The 19,417-nt window shown below is 74.7% G+C and carries 17 protein-coding genes; 5 read left to right on the top strand and 12 right to left on the bottom strand.

What is annotated here, in order from left to right:
* Positions 1 to 37 precede the first annotated feature (37 nt).
* A complete protein-coding gene (locus AB0O91_RS16085) occupies positions 38 to 718 on the bottom strand; it encodes a YoaK family protein (protein WP_363432725.1) in 681 nt (226 codons plus the stop codon).
* Positions 719 to 1,158: 440 nt separating this feature from the next.
* On the opposite strand from AB0O91_RS16085, the gene AB0O91_RS16080 reads away from it, so the two are divergent.
* Entirely contained in the window at positions 1,159 to 1,794 is a 636-nt protein-coding gene (locus AB0O91_RS16080; RefSeq protein ID WP_363432723.1) for a hypothetical protein, read from the top strand.
* A 90-nt stretch (positions 1,795 to 1,884) separates the two neighbouring features.
* On the opposite strand, the gene AB0O91_RS16075 is transcribed toward AB0O91_RS16080, so the two are convergent.
* Positions 1,885 to 2,829 carry a glycerophosphodiester phosphodiesterase family protein gene (locus tag AB0O91_RS16075; RefSeq protein WP_363432722.1) on the bottom strand — a complete coding sequence of 315 codons (945 nt, stop codon included), beginning with the start codon at positions 2,827 to 2,829 and terminating at the stop codon, positions 1,885 to 1,887.
* A 374-nt stretch (positions 2,830 to 3,203) separates the two neighbouring features.
* Between AB0O91_RS16075 and AB0O91_RS16070 the strand changes: the two genes are divergently transcribed.
* Together AB0O91_RS16070 and AB0O91_RS16065 are read left to right on the top strand one after the other, a co-directional pair.
* The gene (locus AB0O91_RS16070; protein ID WP_363432720.1) at positions 3,204 to 4,175 is read left to right on the top strand and encodes an oxaloacetate decarboxylase; all 972 of its coding nucleotides are present in this window, start codon (positions 3,204 to 3,206) and stop codon (positions 4,173 to 4,175) included.
* Positions 4,172 to 4,882: an SDR family oxidoreductase gene (locus AB0O91_RS16065; protein ID WP_363432718.1), complete on the top strand. Its 711-nt coding sequence runs from the start codon at positions 4,172 to 4,174 to the stop codon at positions 4,880 to 4,882. Before AB0O91_RS16070 ends, AB0O91_RS16065 begins: the two co-directional genes overlap by 4 nt.
* 71 nt (positions 4,883 to 4,953) lie before the next feature.
* Here the strand turns inward: AB0O91_RS16065 and AB0O91_RS16060 are convergent, their stop codons facing one another.
* The 7 genes from AB0O91_RS16060 to AB0O91_RS16030 form a co-directional block, all read right to left on the bottom strand.
* A complete protein-coding gene (locus tag AB0O91_RS16060; protein WP_363432716.1) occupies positions 4,954 to 5,430 on the bottom strand; it encodes an SPW repeat protein in 477 nt (158 codons plus the stop codon).
* A 231-nt stretch (positions 5,431 to 5,661) separates the two neighbouring features.
* Positions 5,662 to 6,903, bottom strand: coding sequence for a chitinase (locus AB0O91_RS16055; protein ID WP_363432713.1), 1,242 nt, complete (start codon positions 6,901 to 6,903; stop codon positions 5,662 to 5,664).
* A 298-nt stretch (positions 6,904 to 7,201) separates the two neighbouring features.
* Positions 7,202 to 9,424, bottom strand: coding sequence for an RICIN domain-containing protein (locus AB0O91_RS16050; RefSeq protein WP_363432710.1), 2,223 nt, complete (start codon positions 9,422 to 9,424; stop codon positions 7,202 to 7,204).
* A 132-nt stretch (positions 9,425 to 9,556) separates the two neighbouring features.
* Positions 9,557 to 11,461 (bottom strand): DUF5107 domain-containing protein, encoded by a 1,905-nt coding sequence (locus tag AB0O91_RS16045; RefSeq protein ID WP_363432708.1) that lies wholly within the window; start codon positions 11,459 to 11,461, stop codon positions 9,557 to 9,559.
* Positions 11,458 to 12,330, bottom strand: a complete 873-nt coding sequence (locus AB0O91_RS16040; RefSeq protein ID WP_363432706.1) for a carbohydrate ABC transporter permease — start codon at positions 12,328 to 12,330, stop codon at positions 11,458 to 11,460. The genes AB0O91_RS16045 and AB0O91_RS16040 overlap by 4 nt, the downstream gene beginning before the upstream one ends.
* 4 nt (positions 12,331 to 12,334) lie before the next feature.
* Complete coding sequence (locus AB0O91_RS16035; protein ID WP_363432704.1) at positions 12,335 to 13,297, bottom strand: sugar ABC transporter permease; 963 nt, start codon at positions 13,295 to 13,297, stop codon at positions 12,335 to 12,337.
* A 4-nt stretch (positions 13,298 to 13,301) separates the two neighbouring features.
* Complete coding sequence (locus tag AB0O91_RS16030; protein ID WP_363432702.1) at positions 13,302 to 14,597, bottom strand: extracellular solute-binding protein; 1,296 nt, start codon at positions 14,595 to 14,597, stop codon at positions 13,302 to 13,304.
* A 268-nt stretch (positions 14,598 to 14,865) separates the two neighbouring features.
* Here AB0O91_RS16030 and AB0O91_RS16025 point away from each other — a divergent pair, with 268 nt between their 5' ends.
* Both AB0O91_RS16025 and AB0O91_RS16020 read left to right on the top strand, forming a co-directional pair.
* Positions 14,866 to 15,864 carry a LacI family DNA-binding transcriptional regulator gene (locus AB0O91_RS16025; RefSeq protein ID WP_363432700.1) on the top strand — a complete coding sequence of 333 codons (999 nt, stop codon included), beginning with the start codon at positions 14,866 to 14,868 and terminating at the stop codon, positions 15,862 to 15,864.
* A gap of 248 nt (positions 15,865 to 16,112) precedes the next feature.
* Positions 16,113 to 17,345 carry a glycosyltransferase gene (locus AB0O91_RS16020; RefSeq protein WP_363432698.1) on the top strand — a complete coding sequence of 411 codons (1,233 nt, stop codon included), beginning with the start codon at positions 16,113 to 16,115 and terminating at the stop codon, positions 17,343 to 17,345.
* 58 nt (positions 17,346 to 17,403) lie between these two features.
* Here the strand turns inward: AB0O91_RS16020 and AB0O91_RS16015 are convergent, their stop codons facing one another.
* The 3 genes from AB0O91_RS16015 to AB0O91_RS16005 form a co-directional block, all read right to left on the bottom strand.
* Positions 17,404 to 18,444, bottom strand: a complete 1,041-nt coding sequence (locus AB0O91_RS16015) for a glycosyltransferase family 4 protein (RefSeq protein ID WP_363432696.1) — start codon at positions 18,442 to 18,444, stop codon at positions 17,404 to 17,406.
* Between the two features lie 78 nt (positions 18,445 to 18,522).
* Positions 18,523 to 18,912: a transcriptional regulator gene (locus AB0O91_RS16010; RefSeq protein ID WP_363432694.1), complete on the bottom strand. Its 390-nt coding sequence runs from the start codon at positions 18,910 to 18,912 to the stop codon at positions 18,523 to 18,525.
* Positions 18,909 to 19,412, bottom strand: coding sequence for a hypothetical protein (locus AB0O91_RS16005; protein ID WP_363432692.1), 504 nt, complete (start codon positions 19,410 to 19,412; stop codon positions 18,909 to 18,911). The genes AB0O91_RS16010 and AB0O91_RS16005 overlap by 4 nt, the downstream gene beginning before the upstream one ends.
* Between the last annotated feature and the right edge of the window lie 5 nt (positions 19,413 to 19,417).

The raw sequence follows: 19,417 nt of genomic DNA, 5'->3' as shown, positions 1-19,417 counted from the left end.
CCCGCGGTGCGGTCCGGCCGTGCGGGACCGCCGGCGGTCAGCCGCGCCTCGCGGGGCCCGCCGGGTGCCACCACACTCCTGCCGTGACGAGCAGCACCAGGCCGAGCGCCGCCAGCAGCGACCAGCCCAGCCCGAACGCGGTCATCAGCAGGCCGCCGAGGGCCGCCCCCAGGGGCATCGCCAGCACCACACCGGCCTTGCGCAGCGCGAGCGCGTCGGCCCCGCCGGTCAGCGGGGAGTCCTGGACGAGGGCGATGAGCGTGCCCGTCAGCCCGACGGTCACCGGCAGGTCGGGGACGGCGAGGCGACGGACCGTGGCGCAGCGCGCGCCCATGGCGAGCGCCAGCAGGGCGATGACCACCGTCCGGGCGGGCGTGCCGGCGGCGGGCACCAGGAAGGCGAGCCCGGTGGCGACCGCGAGCACCAGGAGCTCGACCGCCATCGCGTGGAAGAACCAGTGCCGGCGGGCGCGTCGTTCGGCGACCCGCCCGGCCCGGGTGCCCAGCACGATCCCGGTGGCGAAGCACGCGAAGGCCAGCAGCACCCGCAGGGTCGAGAAGCCCGTCACCCCGCTGATCGACAGACCGAGGAAGATGGCGTTGCCCGTCATCATCGCCAGGAACACCTTGCCCAGCCCGAGGTAGCTGATCGCGTCCAGCATGCCGGTCATCACGGTCAGCACCACCAGCGCGCCGGGCAGCGGATCGCTGCGCAGCACGGACCGGTACCACGGCCGTCCGGGCGGCGGACGCACGCCGCTACGCCCCGTCGGCCCGGGCCGCGGGGGCGGGCCTCGGCGGTACCCGGCGGACGGGTCGGGACTCGGTCATGGGCCCACCTTCCGGGGCGCAGTGCCCGGTCGCAAGCGGGCCCCGGCCGGGGGAGCGGGGGTCCTCCCCCGCATGGACCGAACGGCGGACACCGCGGGGCGGGGGAAGCGGCAGGCTGGGGGCGACGGACCGGATCGCTTCGGTGTCCGGCCGGTGCGAGGCGCCGGGGGAGTGCGCCCGGAGGGGGCACCGGCCGAGCGCCGCGACCCGGATCCGCCTTCCGTTCCACACCCCGAGCGACGGCACCCGTCCGCCCGGACCCGACCGCGCCCCGGCACGGTCGGCCGGGCGGCGGCGGGCCGCCGCCCTCCCCGAGAGGAGCGCATTCATGGGGAGCAACCACAGGACGATGCGGTTCGCGGCCGCCGGTGCGGCGGTCGCCGCCACCCTGGGCCTGGCCGGCTCCGCAGCGGCGACGACCACCGGACAGAGCGGGCACCCGCAGGCCGGCGCCGCGCGGCCCGCCGCTGCCGGAGCGGGCGGTGGCGGCAGCACCTCCGGGCCGACCGACGCCCAGATCCACTACGTGCGGATCGACGGCCGCTGGGTCCCGATCGGGACGGGTGGCAACGCGGTGCCGGCCGAGCCCGGCGGCGCCCCCGCCGGGCACGCGGCGCGCTGCGGTCCCTGCCCGCACGGGCACCACCGGCACGGCCCCGCCTGCGTCGCGCCGGCCCACAGGTCCGCGGTGCACACGGCCGTCACGGCCGTCCCGTCGGTGAAGTCGGTGCAGGCCTGGCACCCGTTCCACGTCTCCGGGACCACCAGCGGCATCGCCCCGGGCAGCACCGTCACGCTGCAGCAGGAGCAGCACGGCAGGTTCGTCCCGCTGCCCGCCTCGGTGCACACCGACCACCACGGCGGCTACCGGATGCGGGTGGAGCTCGGCATCAAGGGGGTGAACCAACTGCGCATGACCATCGGCTCCGTGACCTCCCCGGTCTTCACCGTGACCGTGCGCTGAGACGACCGAGCACTGAGAAGACCGTGCAGCGGGACGACCGTGCACCGGGACCCGCCCGGCCCCCCTTTGAACGGAGGCGCCGGGCGGGTCTCAGCGCACGGCCCCGGTCGGAGCGGAGCCGCGCGCGGGGGAGGCCGCCAGGGCGCTGCGGTAGGCCGCCATGGCCGCCGGGACGTCGGTGAGGACGGCGTCGGCCCCCAGAGCGGCGGCGGTGGCGAAGTCCTCGCGGGTGTCGATGCCGAAGAACACCACGGTGACGTCCGGGAGTTCGTGGAACCCGTCGACGGCCGACCGGTTCCACAGCATCGCGTCCGGCACCTTGCTGGAGCAGGGGCCGAGGGCGCAGCACTCGCCGACGGTGAGGTCCCGCCGCAGTTCGAAGCCCGCCCAGGTCCCCGGGGCCGGCGGGTGGGGGAAGCCGCCGCTCAGGCGTGCGCGCAGCAGCCGGGTGCGGGTGGTGCCGCGCGGCTCGAAGGTGCGGGCGTCCGGGTGGGCGCGCAGGGCGTGGAGGTCGGCGTCCCGGGTGGAGTAGAAGAGGATGCGCGACCAGGTGGGCACGCCCTCGCCCGCCAGGCGGTCCAGCAGCGCGGTCAGCGGCGGGGGCCCACCGGCCGGAGCCGGCCGGGCGGGGGACTTCAGGTCCAGGACGACGGGCAGGTACGGCGGCAGGGCGCACAGCGCCGCCTCCAGGGTGGGCAGCGCGGTGAGCGGGTCGTGCGGGGGGTAGGGGACGGTGCCGTTCGGGTGCCGGAAGTGGTGGGCGGCGTCCAGGCGGGTCAGGGTGCGGGCGGTGTGCTCGCCCACCGTGCCGGTGCCGTCCGTCAATTCCTCCAGCCGGGAGGGCCGGTGGAGCACCGGTACCCGGTCCGCACTGAACTGGACGCTGAGCCACAGCAGGTCGGCGCTGGCGTCCAGGGCCGTGTGCACGGCGGCCATGGTGTTCTCGGGTGCCTCGCCGGCGCCGCCGCGGTGGGCGATCACCAGCGGCAGGGCGCCGGAAGCGGCCCGGGCGCGCACGTTTCGTCGGTCACTCATCACAACCTCCACTCATCACAACCTCCCGGTGGGGACGGCCGGCACCGCCTGTGGGCCGGGTCCTCGTCGAAGGGTGCCGGGGGAGCGGGGCCCGGCGGGTCGGCCGATCGGGCCCCGCACCGGGGGAGGGCCCGCGTGTCACGCGCGCGGCCCCGCCCGCCGCGGCCGTTCATCCGGCACGGGGTCCGATCGGCCGACCCGTGCCGCCCCGTCCCGGCGGCAGGCTCGAGGAGGACCGGTGCGTACACGGGCGCCGGCGGTTCGTCCCCTGGGAGGTTGTGATGTGTGACAGTCGATACGGTGCTGCGCAGGCCGTCGCCGGCGGTGCCGGACCGGGCCGGTCCGGAGCGGAAGGGCCCGCCGGGACGGCCGCGGTGACCCGCAGGCGTCGCCTGTTCCGCGAGGACCTGGCCGCCCCGGAGATCCTGCTGGTGCCCGTCGCCCATGACCCGCTGTGCGCGCGGATCATCGAGCGGGCCGGCTTCCGGGCCGTGGGTCTGGGCGGCTACGCCAACTCGGCGGCGCTGCTGGGGCTTCCGGACCTCGAGGTGCTCGGCGCGAAGGAGATGGTCGACGCGGCCTGGCGGACCGTCGACGCGGTGGACATCCCGGTCTTCACCGACGCCGACAACGGCTACGGCGATGCCACGAACGTCGCCTGGACCGTGCGGCAGCTCGAACGGGCCGGTGTGGCGGGCCTGTTCGTCGAGGACCAGCCGTCGCCCAAGCGGTGCGGGCACATGAACGGCAAACGCGTGGTCCCCGTCGAGGAGATGGTCGCCAAGATCCGGGCGGCGGTCGACGCCCGCTCCGACGGGGAGATGCTGATCACGGCCCGCACGGACGCGCTGGCGGTGCACGGCATCGACGACGCCATGGCACGGGCCCACCGCTACGTCGATGCCGGAGCCGACGCCGTCTTCGTCGAGTCGCCGACCACCGAGAAGCAACTGCGGCGCATCGCCGGTGAGATCACCGCCGCGCGCGGCATCCCCACCATGGCCAACATCATCCCCGGTGGCGCCACCCCGCTGCTCACCGCCGGGGAGTTGCAGGGGCTCGGCTTCTCCATGGTGATCTATCCCACCATCGCCTCGTACACCATCGCCCGTGCCGTCACCGATGTCGTCACCGGCCTGCTCGCCACGGGCGACGTGTCGGCCCTGGCGGCGGAGATGGTGGACTTCGGGCAGTTCAACGAGCTCGTCGGGCTGGACCGGATCAGGGCGAAGGAGCGGGAGTACCGCCACGGCCCCGGCGGTGCCGGGCGGAGCGATCCCTCCGCGGTCGACCGGCTGCCGGCGGACCCGGCGTCCTGCCCCACCCACCGCGGAGGCGGACGATGACGGACCACCCGGTCACCCTGATCACCGGCGCCAGCAGCGGGATCGGTGCCGCGACGGCCCGGTTGCTGCTGGGGCTCGGTCACCGGGTCGCGGTCACCGCGCGCGGGGAGGGGCGGCTCCGGCGTTTCGCCGAGGACCTCGCCCGCCCCGGGGCGGTGCTCGCCGTGCCCGGGGACGCGAGCGAGCCCGCGGACGTGCGGGCGGCCGTCGCGGCCACCGTGGAGCGGTTCGGTCGGCTGGACAACGCCGTGGCCAACGCCGGTTTCGGCGCGGCCGGCACGCTGGCCGACGGCGACCCCCGGCAATGGCGCGCCATGGTGCTCACCAACGTGCTGGGCCCCGCCCTGCTGATCAACGCCGCGCTGCCGGAACTCACCCGCACCCGCGGCCGGATCGTGCTGGTCGGCAGCGTCGCCGGGCAGGTCACCATGCCCGGCAACCTCTACGGCGCCACCAAGTGGGCGGTGACCGCCCTGGCGGAGAACACCCGTCGCCTGGTGGCCGGATCCGGCATCGGCGTCACCCTCGTCGCCCCCGGCCGGGTCGACACCGACTACTGGGACCGGCCCGGCGGCACGCCCCGACCGGACGACGCCCCGATGCTGACGGCCGACCAGACCGCCGCCTCGATCGTCTGGGCCCTGACCCGGCCGCCCGGCGTCGACATCACTGCCGTGACGGTCCGACCCACCGGCCAGGAGATCTGAAGGTGGACGGGGAGGGGCCCGGGCGGCCTGTTGCCGGGCGGCCCGGGCCCCTTCGTCGCGGCCGGCGTACGTCAGTACCGGTGGGCGGGCCGTCGACGGGCCGGGCCGTCGTCCGTGGCGTGGCCGACCAGTCCGGCCGCCGTCATCGCCAGCACGCAGCTCAGCGCCCCGATGAGCACGTTGTTCCAGATCATTCCGGCCGAGGCGTGGTGCCCGGCCGTGACGACCCAGGGCGAGATCACCAGGAACACCCCGGCCGGGACGGCGGCCCGGGCCTGGGCCGGCATCCGGTCCGGGGCGACGGACAGGCCGATGCCGAGGAGCGCGACGGCGATGCCGAGGACGAGGTTGGTGGTGGTCAGCGCGCGGTTGCTCGCGTCGAAGTGGACCACCCAGCCCGAGACGGCCAGGTAGAGCCCGGTGAGGGTGAGTGCGCCCGCCACCGCCCTCGCCTTCGGGCCGTCCAGGACGCGGGCGTACCTGGCCCGCATCTCGGACACGTCGGGGTGGTCGGACAGGTCCTGGGAGTGGTGGGAGAGGTCGGACATGCGACCCGCCTCCTTCGTTCTGAGCTGTGCAGCTGAAGTGGCCTCCGCGGTGCGGTGGTTCTCCGCCCGGGGGCGGCGGACGCCCTGCGCCGCGCCGTCCCGACCGACGCTAGGACGGCCGTCCGGTGCGGTGCTTCCCCCGACCGGCCGACGGGGTGGGGGAGCCGACGCCCACCACCCACCGCCCGGTGGCCCCCCCGGACCGCTCCGCCGCCGTGGGGTGGCGGGCGCTCAGGGGCCGGGCGGCGGCGGGCAGGAGGGCACCCGCCGGGCCCAGACGCTCCGGGTCCGTCCGTCGCCGCACCAGCCGTCCGCCGGAGTGCGGGCGGGCCGCCCCGGTGTCGCGAACAACGGCAAGGGCAAGGGCAACGGGGCCCCCGGGGGCGGGGTGAGCGGGCCGGTGCAGGCCGGGAACGAGGGGCCGAGGCCGGAGCAGGCCGTCGGCCACCGGTCGGGAACGGGTCGGGGCCGTGCCCGGCCGAGCAGGTGCGAGAACGCGGCCGGCTGCTGGGGCACGCCGCTGCAGGTCTCGCTGAGCTCGCCGTCGGTCGGGCAGGCCCGGTCGCGGTCGACCGACCAGAAGGCGAGCAACTGGATGCCCTTGGCGTCGGCGAAGGCGGCCAGGGTCCTGGCGTCCTCGGCGGAGAAGACCTCGTTGGTGAAGTCGTTCACCCCGATCCTCGGGGTGTTGCCCTGCATCCCCCACAGCTCGGCGGTGGTCTTCTCGGGCCAGATCTGCGCCAGCTGTCCGAGGAGCCCGTCGGCGGCCTCGACGGCCGTGGCGCCCATGTCCAGGTCGGGGCCGTAGTCCATGGTCATGATGTTGACCACGGAGACGGTGACGCCCCGCTCCCTGGCGTTGCGCAGCAGCCGGACGGCGTCGGGTGACAGGCCGTCGGGGTTGACGGGGAGCGTGTAGTGCACGTGCAGGGCACGATCGGCGGCCGCGTACTCGCGTTGCAGGGCGGCCACGGCCCGGTCGCGGCGATCGACCGAGGCGGCGTCGTCCACCGCGGCGCCCTCGACGTCGAAATCGATCCTGGTCAGGTCGAGCGCGTCGACGATCCGCCGGTAGGCGGCCTTCAACGAGTCCACCGAGTCGCAGACCTGGGCGAGCTCGGTGCCGAAGCCACCGCCGAAGGAGACGATGACGTCGCCGCCCCCGGCCCGCAGCCGGCTCACCGCGTCCGGCCACCCCTCCTCCGTGACCGGGATGGTGCCGTCGAAGGCGCCGTTGCAGCCGCCGTCGCTGAGGACGAAGCCGAGCGTGAAGTGGTCCAGGCCGGTGGCCCGGTGGGCCTCGGTCAGGGCGTCCCCCGAACCCCAGGTGCCGAGGAACGGGGCGGTGTAGCGCGGGGGGAAGCCCGGGCCCGGCAGGGTGTCGGCGTGGGCGGGGGACGGGACGGCCAGCACGGTGGCGGCGGCGAGCAGCAACGGAACGAGGCCCGAGGCCGGCTGGGTGGTGCGGCGCATCGACGTCCTCATGTTCGGACCGACCGGGACACACGACGGTTCCGACCCCCACCGGACCGCCGCTGCCGACCGCCGGAGTGCGGCCGGTGGAGGGGGAGCGCCCGCGCGACGGGAGTTGGGAACCTGCCGCAGCACAGTACGAACGCCCGCTCCGCGGCCGCCGCCCGAACCGCTGGGCGGCGGCCGCCGTTCCCCCGTCCGGACCATCGGGCGGATCGCGGGGTGCGGGTCGGGGACGGCGAGGGCCGCCGCCCGGGGGTGGGCGGCGGCCGGTGGGGTGGCCGGGAACGGACCGGGCCTAGCCGACGGTCCAGTGCTGGAGCGGGGAGCCGGTGTCCGGTTGCTGGGTGACCGCAGCGCCGTTGGCGGCGGAGGCGGTGGTGAGCAGCAGGCCGGTGTGGACGTTGGTGAGGGTGTAGCCGCCGTCCGGGAGGCGGGAGGCCGCCCAGTGCTGGTTGTCGTTGCCGGTGCAGGTCCACTGGATGACGGCGGTGCCGGGGGCGGTGGCGCCGCCCTCGTCGTCGGCGCAGAGGCGGGACTCGGCGTTGGCGAGCTGGTAGGAGCCGTCGGGCTGCCGGGTGAACTGCCAGTTCTGGTTGGCGCCGCCGTTGGCGGTCCAGGTGATCAGCCGGGTGCCCGGGGTGGTGCTGTGGCCGGGGTCGTCGAGGGCCTTGCCGCCGGTGGTGAGGGTGTGGGTGCCGTCGAGGGTGGCGGGGGCGGTGCCGACGGCGGTCATGGTGAGGGTCTGCTGCCCGGCGGTGCGGCCGCCGCCGACGGCGCTGCCGGTGGTGTCGGTCCAGTTGCGGGGTGCGGTGGTCTCGGCGGTGCCGCCGTGGTCGGTGGTCAGGCCGAGGACGAGTCCGCTGTAGCGGTTGACCAGGCGGTAGCCGCCCGTGCCGGTGGTGTCGGGCAGGACGAACCACTGCTGGCCGACGGCGGCGGTGCCGGTGGCCGGGGCGGTGACGGTGGGTCGGGCGCCCCAGGCGCGGCCCGCCGTGGTGGTGGCGTCGACGCCGAGGAGCCGTCCGCTGCCGGCGTTGGCGATCCGGTAGGAGCCGTCGCCGTTGCCGGTGAAGGTCCAGGTCTCCAGGGCGGCTCCGGTGGGGGCGGCGGTGGAGGTGGTGGCGGAGCCGCTCGCGGTCTGGGCCAGGACCCGGCCGTCGCCGCTGGCGATGCGGTAGGTCCTCGCCGGGTCGAAGGGTGCGGCGGCGGGCGTGGTGGAGTCGACGGTGACATCGGCGTACTCGCCGTCCGAGCTCGCGCAGGCGATCGAGCAGTACGAGCGGAAGGTCTTGCCGATGATGGTGGTGCTGGTGAGGTTGGCGCTGTCCAGCATCCAGCGGTACCAGGAGCCGGAGGTGTAGCTGCCGGAGTCGCCGGCCAGGCGCCACCGCTGGGTGGCCAGGTCGTCGGTGACGTAGAACTGCTGGGGCGCGGTGCCGGAGACCACCTCGGGTTCGCCGATGTACAGGCCGAGGTAGGCGTCGTAGGAGACGTTCATGATGAACAGCGGCGACTTGGCGGGCAGCACCCCGGCCGCGACCTGCTGGTCGACGGAGCCGGTGTTGGCGGGGTTGTAGTCCCGGGCGACCGGGGTGTAGCCGCTGGGGGCGGCCGTGGTGGCGGGGACCATGTTGCTCTCCAGGCCGCCCGTGCCGGGCTGGGTCCAGGCGCCGTCGTACCACTTCTGCCAGGTGCCGGCCGCCATCTTGCCGGAGATCGGGGCGCGGGCGACGTGGGCCAGGCCGCCGTTGCTTCCGCCGACGCCGGCCTTGGGGACGATCCGGGAGCCGTAGAAGACGTAGAAGTAGCCGGAGGCGGTGTCGACGAAGAGCCGCTGGTCGCCGTCGCCGTAGTTGTACGTCTGGTTCGGGAAGGCCGCGTTGTCGCCCCGGGTGGTGCTGTAGGGGGAGGTGATGGCGTGGCCGGAGATGGTCCAGGTGTGGCCCTGGTCGTGGGAGACGGCGGTGTCGATCGCGTCGTAGTGCAGGCCGTCCCCGAACGGCCGGGGGGTGAACTCGTTGTGCACCAGGCCGTGCCAGTCGCCGGTGTCCGGGTCGACCCAGACGCCGACCAGGTCGCAGTAGTTGGGCTGGGAGTAACCCGAACCGGTGGGCGTGGAGGTCGAGTTGACGCCGGTCGGGCTGTGGTTGCAGCGCCAGGTGGTGTCGTTGTTCCGGTCGTTCGGGTTGGCCGGGTCGACGGCGTTGTCGAGGCCGGAGTCCGGGGTGGCGGTCTCGAAGTTGCCGCCGGTGTAGAAGTTCCACTGCCGGGAGTCGGTGGCGCCGTAGAGCGAGTGGGACTCCTGGAAGTGGAAGGTGCCGTCCTTGTCGATGTACGGGGTGGCGGGGGTGTCGTCGGCGTAGTTGTACGGGCCGGTGGAGCCGATGGTGACGGTGTAGGGGGAGGGGGCGGAGGGCGTCGCCGAGGCGCCGGTCGGGGCGGCGAGGGTGGTGCCGCCGACCAGGGCCATGGTCAGGGCCGTCACCGCGCCGAGTGCTTTTCGTCGAGGAGCTGACACAGGGACTCCTTCTGGTCTCGGGGCCCCGGTTGGGGGTGGGCCCCGGGTGGGCCGGCGTCGGGGGGTGGGCGCCGGCGGGTCGGGGTGGGGGCCCCGACCGGCTCGTGGGGGTGGTGCGGGGTGCGGGCGGGGTCAGCCGTCCGACATGCGGAAGTCGTAGTGCGGGGGCACCGGCAGGTCGGGGTGGACGGCGAGCCAGAGGGTGTCCAGGGACACCTCGCCCTCGCGCATGTTGTCGACCCGGATGCCCTCGGCGAGCAGGCGGCGCACCCGTTCGTCGTCGCCGAGGGCGTGGGCGGCGGTGGCTTCGGCGAGCCGGATCCGGCCGTGGTCGCGGGTCGCCCCGGGCAGCGCCTCGATGACGGCCAGGGCCTGCCGGGCGCGGTCGGCGGCCAGCAGGGCGTCCAGTGCCTCGACGGTCAACTCCCGGAGCTCCGGCCGCAGGTGGTGCGCCTCCGCCAGCAGGTCGGCGGCCTCCTGGGGATCGGCGGCGAGGAAGGCCAGCGCCCGCAGTGCCCACGGGGTGCGCCGCTCGTCGAGCGACTGCCGGAAGGCCGCGCGGGCGGCGTCCGGTTCGCCGTCGGCGAGGCGCAGCAGACCGAGCTGGTAGCGGGCGTGCCAGTCCTCGGCGTGCTGCTCCAGCCGGTTGCGCCAGTGGGCGCCGGTGACCGGGGCGGCGGGCGGGTCGCTGACCGGGAGGGTGCCGGTGGCGAGCAGCCGCTGCCAGGGGAGTTGGTCGGCGCCGGGGGTGCCGAACGGCAGCAGGGCGGAGGGCGGCAGCTCGCCGGCCTCGATCTCCAGGGCGGCCCAGCCGGAGCCTTCGGCCAACTGCTCGACGGGGGCCCCGAAGCCGGCGGCGAGCCGGTGGGCCGCCGCCAGCTCGGCGGGCGGCAGCAGCCGGGCGAGGGCGGCACCGGTGGTGTCCCGGGCGGTGGCCCAACTGCCGTGCACGGCCGCCGGGTCGACGTCGAGCCGCCCGTACGCCTCGGTCCAGGACCAGGTCGCGCCGCCGGGCATGGGGAGGTGCTCCAGCTGGGTACGGGCCAGGCCGGCCTGGATCTCCAGGTAGGCCGCGTCCGGGCCGGAGAGCCACTCCTGCCACTGCCAGCCACCGGTCGAGGTGCCCCAGCAGAACAGCTTGCGGCCGCGCAGCCGGTCGGTCGAGGCCTGGACCAGGCCGGTGCCGTCGGCGTCGAGTGCGGCGATCCAGCGGCGTTCGCCCTCCGGCAGGTCGAGGAAGTAGTCGGCGGCGCGGGCGGTGCGGCCGGGGTAGCTGCGGTCGGTGCCCTCCAGGTGCGGGAAGTCCACCCGGGTGAGGTCGCTGACGTAGTCGCAGTGGAAGGCGTGGTCCGCCGGGCCGACGACCCGGGTGCCGGCGTCCTGGGGGACGGCGATGTTGGACCACCAGTAGACCGGGGTGGTGTGCGGGGCGGGGTTGTGCAGCTCGACGTGGACGAACAGGACGGGCGAGCCGCCGGGCAGCCAGGCGTCCAGGCGCAGCACCACCCGCCGCAGCCGCTCGTAGGCGTACATCCGCAGCACCGGGGTGCCGTCCGGGGCGGTGAGCCGGGCGGCGTGCAGGGGTTCGCAGGTGAGCGGCCAGTGCCCGGTCGTGCCGAGGTTCCACTCCACCCCGCCGGCCAGCCAGGCGTCGCGCAGCGCGAGGTTGGCGGGCTGGAGGACGGGGTTGCGGTGCAGCAGCTCCCGGCCGCTCGGGCGGTGCACCAGCGACCACAGCCGGCCGCCCAGGGACGGCAGGAAGGTCGCGGTCAGGAGTTCGTTCTCCAGGACCACGGACGGCAGTTCGCGCCCGCCGCGGCGGCGGTCGTAGTCGCCCTGCCGGGTGTACGGGAGCAGCGAGGGCGGGGCGCCGTAGGCGAGGTTGCGGCGCATCTCCTCGTCCACTCCGACGCCGTCGGCGGTGGCCGGGGTCAGGCCGTGCAGGATCGGCAGCACCCCGGCGACCGGGTCGGCGGTCCCGTCGATCCGCAGCAGGTCCGGGCGCAGCGTGGAGGTTCTGGAGGTCTTGGAGGTCACTTTCCGATCCCTACCGTCATGCCCTGGATGATCCGGGTCCCCATCCAGGAGAACAGCGCGATCATCGGGGCGAGGATGATGCAGACTCCGGCGAAGGTGGTGCCGTAGTCCAGGCCGTTGAACTGCTGGGAGGCGACGAACGAGGAGAGGGCCACCGGGAGGGTGACCTGGCTCTGGCTGTTGGTCAGCACGATCGCGAAGAGCGTCTCGTTCCAGCCGGTGATGAACTGCAGCAGGAAGGCGGTGATCAGCCCGCCGCGGGCGACCGGCAGCACCACCTGGAGGAAGGTGCGCAGCGGTCCGGCGCCGTCCAGGACGGCGGCCTCCTCCAGGGCGCGCGGGATGCCGGAGAAGAAGCCGGTCAGCAGGAAGACGGTGAAGGGCATGGCCAGGCCGACGTAGACCAGGCCGAGCCCGAGGTCGCTGTCGGTGAGGTCGACCTTGGCCAGGCCGACGAACAGCGGCACCACCAGCACCTGGCCGGGCACGCCGAGGCCGAGGGCGAAGAGCAGGGAGAGTGAGGAGGAGGTGCGGGAGCGGCGCCGGGCCAGCGCGTAGGCGCAGGGCGCGGCCAGGGCGATCGCCAGCAGGGAGGAGCAGACGGCGACGACGACGCTGTTCAGCGCGGCCTGGGCGAAGCCGCCCTCGTCCAGCGCGGTGCGGTAGTTGTCGAAGCGCAGGGCGTCCGGGAGGGCGAAGTTGTGCTTGAGGATGTCGGGGCCGTCGCGCAGCGAGGTGAGGAGGATCCACAGGAGCAGCAGCAGGTTGGCGGCGACGACGGTCCGGACGACCGCGGTGCCGATCCTGACCGCCGGGCCTGCCGATCGGCGGGTGCCGGGCACGGTGGTGGCCTTTCGTAGCAGCGTCATCGGGTCAGTACTCGATCGGGTCGCGGCGCAGCACCCGGCGCAGCACGACGGTCACCACGGTGACCATCAGCAGGGTGACGACGGCGGCGGCGGTGGCCACGCCCAGCCGGGGGACGGTCGCCCGCGGGAACGCCTCGGCGTAGACGTACATGGCGGTGTTCCAACTGTCCACCGGGGGGAAGCGGTTGCTGCTGCCGCCGAAGAGCAGGATGAGCTCGAAGATCTTCACCGAGCTGACCGTCCAGAGCACCGCGCAGACCGAGATGACGTCCCAGGCGCAGGGCAGGGTGACGTGGCGGAAGCGCTGGAAGGCGTTCGCCCCGTCGAGCTCCGCGGCCTCGTACAGGTACGGCGGGATCTGGTCGACGGCGGCCATGATGATCGAGGTGTAGTAGCCGGTGGCGGTCCAGATCACGGTGCCGAGGACCATCGGGAACAGGTTGGTGGTGGAGAGCCACTTCGGCGGGGTGGTCACCCCGAGGAACTCCAGGGCCTGGTTGACCGGGCCGGAGGGGGAGAACAGGAAGCCGGCCGCGATGCCGAAGACCATGCCGTTGACCAGGGAGGGGAAGAACAGCACGGACCGGGCGAAGAGCCGGCCCTTCATCTCCCGCAGCACCAGGGTCAGCAGGAAGCTGATCAGGAAGGTGATCGCGCCGCCGACCGCCATCAGTTCCAGGGTGTTGACCAGCGAGGTGCGGAACACCGGGTCGTCGAAGAGCTGTTGGTAGTTCTTCAGGCCGCGCCACTGCATGTCGCCCATGCCGTCCCACTTGTACAGGCTGGTCCACACCGCGTAGCCGACCGGGGCGAGGAACAGCACCGCGTAGGCGAGCAGCGCGGGGGCGGTGAACGGCCAGAACATCCGGCGCTGTTGGCGTTCGTGGGGGCCGACGGCGCGCTGCCGGCGGGCGGTGGCGGTGCGCAGGCCCGGGGTGCGGGGTCGGTGCTGGAGGGTGGTCGCCACCGGCTCAGCCCTGGGTCTTCCAGTACGCGACCTGGTCGGCCTTGCACTTGGCGGTGAACGCGGCGGCGTCGGTCCTCCCGTGCCAGAAGTCCAGGAAGTTCTGCTCGAACACCTTGGCCGACCAGTCGCCGGCCACGCCGTCGTAGGGCAGCCGGACGGTCGGGGCGGCGAGCGACTTCTGGGCGTCCTCGAGGCCGGCGGGGGCCGGGACGTCGGTGCGCGGGGTGAGGTTGAGGGCGGTGGTGGCCATGCCCGAGACCTGCTTCTTCTGCAGGAAGAAGGCGATGAACTTCTCGGCGGCGGCCGCGTTCCTGGCCCGCTTGGGGATCGAGAAGCCGAACAGCGAGATGTCCGGGGCCTTGGCGCCGGGCGGCAGGATGGAGCCGAACTTCCAGCCGGCCGGGATCTGCTTGGCGACCTCGCCGGTGACGTAGCTGCCGTCCATGTAGAAGGCCGCCTTGCCGCTCGCCCAGTTGGTCTCCTGGGCCGGGTACTTGGTGGCGTCGTAGCCGGCGATCAGGTGGCCGCCCTTGACCAGCTGTTCCAGGTCCTGGGCCGCCTTGAGCACGGCCGGGTCGTCCCAGAGGGCCCCGGACCTGTCGGCGGAGAGCTTGCTGAAGTCGACGCCGGCGGCGTTCAGCAGGTAGTCGAAGTACAGGCCGTTGGTCCACGGGTCCTCGCCCTCGGAGGCGAGACAGGCCTTGCCCCTGGCCTTGAGCGCGTCGCACACCGTGAGCAGCCCGGCCCAGTCGGCGGGCGGGGTCGGCATGGCGGCGGTGAGGTCGGGGTCGGCGGCGTTGTAGAACATGCCGGTGGTGGCCAGGTAGTAGGGGATCAGGTAGTGGTTCCGGCCGGCCGGGTCCTTGGGCAGGACCTCCAGGTACTTGGCCGGGACGACGGCGGAGACCGGGACGTTCTCGCCGGGGACCTGGAGGTCCAGCACGGGGGAGAGGTCCAGCGCCTGGCCGGCCGCGGCGACCGAGCCGTAGACCACGTCGTTGGACTCGTCCCAGAGGTCGGGCGCCTGGTTGGCGGAGATGGCCGGGCCGATCTTCTTCGCGATGTCGCGACCGGTCCAGTTGACGGTGACCTTGACGCCGGTCGCGGCGGTGAAGTCGGCGATCGCGCCCTTCAGCACCTGCGCCTGCGGCTCGTCGGCGCGCCACATCGACCAGTAGGTGAAGCCGTTGCCGCCGTTCCCGCCGCCGGAGCCGCTGCCGCAGGCCGTCAGGCCCGCGACCAGCGCGGCCGCCAGGGCCGCACCGGCCGCCCGCTGGGACGGCATCGTCGTTCTGCCCATGAGTGTGTCCTCTCCGAGGCGCGGGAGTCGCGCGGGGTTGCGGTCGGCGGGCCCGTCGCACCGGGGCCGCCGACTGGCTCGGAACCGTAGTGCGGCTTTGACCGGTAAAACAAGAGGTGGGTCGAAGAAATCCGGGACGCGAATCATCCGTTGACGCTCCGTGCCCGGTGGGCCAACGTTCTTAGGGAGCGGACGGCTTGACGAGGTGATGCCGCGTGACTACCTTGCGAGCTGCTCTCCTTAACCGGTCAAATACGAGGGAACGCCGATGGTGACGATGCAGGACGTGGCCGAGCGGGCGGGGGTCACCAAGCAGACCGTCTCCAACGTCATCACCGGCCGGGTCGCGGTCCGCCCGACCACCGCCGCCCGGGTGCGGGCGGCGATCGAGGAGCTCGGCTACACCCCGAACCTGGTCGCCCGCTCCCTGGCCACCGGCAGCACCAGGACCGTCGGGTTCTTCGTCCCCACCGTGGCGGGCGCGTTCTACGGGGAGATGGTCGAGGAGGTCGAGGACGTCCTGGAGGAGGCCGGCTACCACCTGCTGCTCTGCACCACCCGGCTGGACGGCGAACGGGCCCGGCGGCACCTGGCCGGCCTGACCAGCCGCTCGGTCGACGCGCTGCTGATCGCCGGCGACCAGGACCTCCTCGGCCACCTCCCGCTGCTCTCCGACGCCCGCTTCCCGGTGGTGCTCTGCGCCTGGGAGACGGAGGCGCCGGACCGCTTCCCGGTGGTCACCATCGACTACGAGCGGGCCGGCTACCTGGCCGGTCGCCACCTGCGCGAACTCGGCCACCGACGGGTCGCCGTGCTGGCCAGCCCGGCCCACGCCGCGCGGGTGGCCGGCTTCCGCCGGGCCTTCGCCGCGGACGGGCTCACCGTCCCCGACGACGCGGTCCGCTACGCCCCCGCGCCGACCCCGGCGGGCGGCTACGCGGCGGCGCAGGCGGTGCTCGCCGCGGACCCGGGACCCACCGCGGTCTTCGCCACCCACGACGTGCTCGCCCTCGGCGCCCTGGAGGCCGCCCGGGCGGCGGGCCGCTCGGTGCCGCACGACCTCTCGCTGATCGGCCAGGACATCTCCGAGGTCCAGCACAGCCACCCGGCGCTCACCACGGTGGCCATCCCCAAGCGGGAGATGGCCCGGCAGGCCACCGAACTGCTGCTGCGCGCCCTCACCAAGACCGGCACCCCGGCCAACTCGGTGCAGCTGATGCGCCCGGAGCTGATCGTCCGGGGGAGCACGGCGCCGCCCGCCCGCTGAGCTCCGCGGACCGGGGACCGGAACTGGGGACTGGGGGACCGGGGATGTGGGACCGGGGGCGCGCGGCCCGACGACGGCGTCGCACTCGGCCGGATCGGGCCGCGGGCACGGAGGATCGCGGGATTCCGGCCGCCGAGGACGTCCGGTCTGGCTAGCCTGGCCCGGTGGTTCGAGGAGAACGTCGGCCGCGAGCGGCCCTGACGCCCGTCCGAGGACACCGACCGACCCCGTCCCGCCGAGGTGGCATCATGCGCGTCCTGCACATCTCCGACCACGCCGACCCGCTGGCCACCCCCGGCGGGGAGTTCTGCGGCGGTCAGAACGTCTACGTCAGGGAGTTGGCGCGACGGCTGGGCGGCGCCGGCTGCACGGTCGACGTCGTCACCCGCTGGGCGGACCGGGGGCTCGCCCGGCGGGAGCCGATCGCCCCCGGCGCACGGACCGTCCGGGTGCCGGCCGGACCGGTGGGCCCGCTGCCGCGCGAGCGGTTCGGCGAGGTCCTGGACGAGTTCTGCGAGGGTGTCGTCCGACTCCACGAGGAGGCGGGCGGATACGACGTGGTGCACAGTCACTACTGGTACTCCGCCGTCGCCGCCCTGCGGCTGGCCGACCGTCACCCGGTGCCGCTGGTGCACACCCACCACTCCCTGGGGGCGGTGCGCCGGGCGGCGATCGGCCGGGACACGGCGGACGAGGCGGGCGAGCACTTCGCGGCCAGGCACCGGACCGAACGGCGCATCGGTCTGCGCGCCGCCGCCGTGGTGGCCAGCAGCACCGGCGAACTCACGGACCTGCAGCGGCTGTTGGGGACGCCACGACACGCGCTGCAGATGGTGCCGCCGGGCGTGGACACCACCCTCCTGGCGCCGCGCGACCCCGCCCTCGCCCGCGCCGAGTTGGGCCTGCCGGCCGAGGCCCCGGTGGTCCTGTTCGTCGGGCGGCTCGAGCCGCGCAAGGGCTGGGAGGACCTCGTCCGGGCCTTCGCCCTGGTGCGCCGGGCGCTCCCCGAGGCGGTTCTCGTCGTGGTGGGCGGTGAGGCGCCGCAGCGGCGGGACGGCCCCGGCCCGCTGGCGGCCCTGGTCGAGCGGTACGGGCTGGCGGGGAGCGTGGAGCTGCGCGGACCGGTGCCGCACGCGGCCACGGCCCGTTACTACAGCGCCGCGGACGTCACGGCCGTGCCCTCGCACTACGAGCCCTTCGGGCTGGTCGCGGTGGAGTCGATGGCCTGCGGCACGCCGGTGGTCGCGACCCGGGTCGGCGGCCTGCGCTGGAGCGTCGCCGACCCGCGCGTCGGGGTGCTGGTGCCGCCGAGGGATCCGGCCGCGCTCGCGACGGCCCTGGTCGAGGTGCTGACCTCGGGGGCGGCCGAGCGGCGACAGGCCTGCAGGGAGCGGGCCGCGGGCGTCTACGGCGCCGAGCGCTGGGCCGGGGACATCCTGGCCGTCTACCACCGGGTGGCCGCCGCGGCAGGGGTGGAGTGACCTTCTGCGCCCGGGGAGTTCGGGCCGCTCCGCTCGCCCGCGCAGGACCCGCGGCGCGTCAGCCGAGGACGGGCAGCCCGCTGCCCAGCACGGCCAGCAGTTCGTCGACGGAGTGCGCCACCGTGCGGTGCCGGGCGGCGGCCGTGCGCTCGGCGGGGGTCAGGCGGCCGAGCGCGCCCGCCCGGCGGATCGCCCGGGCCAGCGCCAGCGGGTCGTCCGGGCGGCACAGCACCAGGCCCCCGCAGTCGGACTCGGGCAGGCCGCCCAGGTCACTGGCCACCACCCGGCAGCCCGCGTGCTGCGCCTCGGCGGACAGGGTGCCGAACGGCTCCACCCACAGGGCGCTGTGACTGGGCATCACCAGGACGTCCTGGGTGACCAGCAGCCGCGCCATCTCCCGCGCGGAGGTGCGCGGTGCCACCGCCTCGATCATCGGGTGGGCCCGCACCAGCGGCTCGACCACGGAATAGGCGGCGTCCTGCGCCCCGGTCAGTACCACCGTGAACGCGAAGTCCCCGTCCCCGGCGAAGGAGTGGAGCGCCTCGAACAGCGTGTAGACCCCCTTCTCCGGGCCGAGCCGCCCCGCGAACAGCACCCGTACCGGGCCGGCCCCGCGCTCCGGCACCGGCTCGGCCGCGAACTCGGCGCCGGCGAACGGGTGGACCACGCCGATCCCGGCCGGGTCGAGGTCCAGGAAGGCGGCCCAGCCGCGGGCGGCGGCGGAGCTGGGCGCGAGCAGCCGGTGACCCGCGTAGCCGTCCCGGTAGAACGCCGTGTCCCGGCCGACCAGCGGGAGGTTGTGCATCATCACGTGCGGCGCCCGCACGGTCGGGAGCCGCAGCGGCTCGGTGGCCAGGACCACCTCGCCCGCCAGCAGGCCGACGTCCTCCGGGGTCGGGTAGCCGGTGAAGCGGACGTCGGGCGCCCGCGACCGGCCGTCCTGCTCGCCGAGCCGGAAGGTGACCACCTGGTTGTCGATGCCCCGGCGCGTCAACTCCCGGCACTGGCCGAGGGTGAAGGTCTCCGTGCCGCCGTTGCCCGGGAGCAGCGGAAGCGGCGGGGTCCAGAACGAGGACGGCGTCCAGACGTGGGAGATCATCCGACCACGATAGGGAGTCGGCCCCGGGGCCCGTCGTCGAACGCCGGGGCCGTCGGGGCGCCGGGCGGTACTGCGGTACTACAGCGGTTGATCGGTCCCCGAGCCGCCGTCGCTGTCGGGGCCGCCGCCGGTCGGGCCCTCCGCGGCGGCCGGTCCGGCACGGTCGGCGATCCGCTGGAGCGCGGCCACGTGGGCGCGCAGCCGCTCCCGGCCGAGGTCGGTGGCCCGCACCCAGGTGCAGCGGCGCGCCCCGACCCGGCCCTTGCGCAGTTCGACGAGTTCGGCGCCGCCGAGCGTGGTGAGCTGCTTGGACAGGGCCGAGTCGCTCAGCCCGGCGTGTTCGCGGACGAAGCCGAACTCGCACCAGGTGGCCGCCGACACCAGGGAGACGATGGTCAGCCGGGTCGGATCCAGCAGGAGCTGGTCCAGGCCGGGCAGGGGGCCGGCGGCCGGTCCGGTCGGGTTCACCGGGCCGCCGTGCGACGGGCCAGCCGCCGCAGCACCGCGCCGGCCAGCAGTCCCGCGGCGACGTAGAGGACGGCGTACGGGAGCGCGGCGGTGGTGTAGGGGTGCTCGCGGATCCAGGCGGGCATGTCGGCGCCCGTCAGCAGACCGTGCACGGCATGGCCGGTGCCGTACCCGATGAGGACCGCGACCAGCACGACCAGCGCCACCGGGAGCCCCGCGTACCCGGGCAGGGCGCTGCGGTGCGGGGTGCCGGAGACGGCGGCCACCCGGGGGCTGCGCCGCCCGGCGACGACCCACGCGACGGTGAGCGCGCCGAGGCCGAGCGAGGCGGCGCTCCGCGCGGTGGGGCCGAAGTCGTCGGCGGCGAGGAACGAGGCCATGACGGCACCGAACGCCGCCCACACCCACCAGGGGGCGCGCAGCGACTCGGTGGCGGCGAGACGGGCCCGGCGGGCGCGGTCCAGCGCGTCCCGGGCCTCGGAGGGGTTGGGCGTGCTCATGCTGT

The organism is Kitasatospora sp. NPDC089797, assembly GCF_040684795.1.
Classification (GTDB): domain Bacteria; phylum Actinomycetota; class Actinomycetes; order Streptomycetales; family Streptomycetaceae; genus Kitasatospora.
The sequence above is the reverse complement of the archived record's forward strand: the minus strand, read 5'-3'. Positions and strand labels throughout refer to the sequence as shown.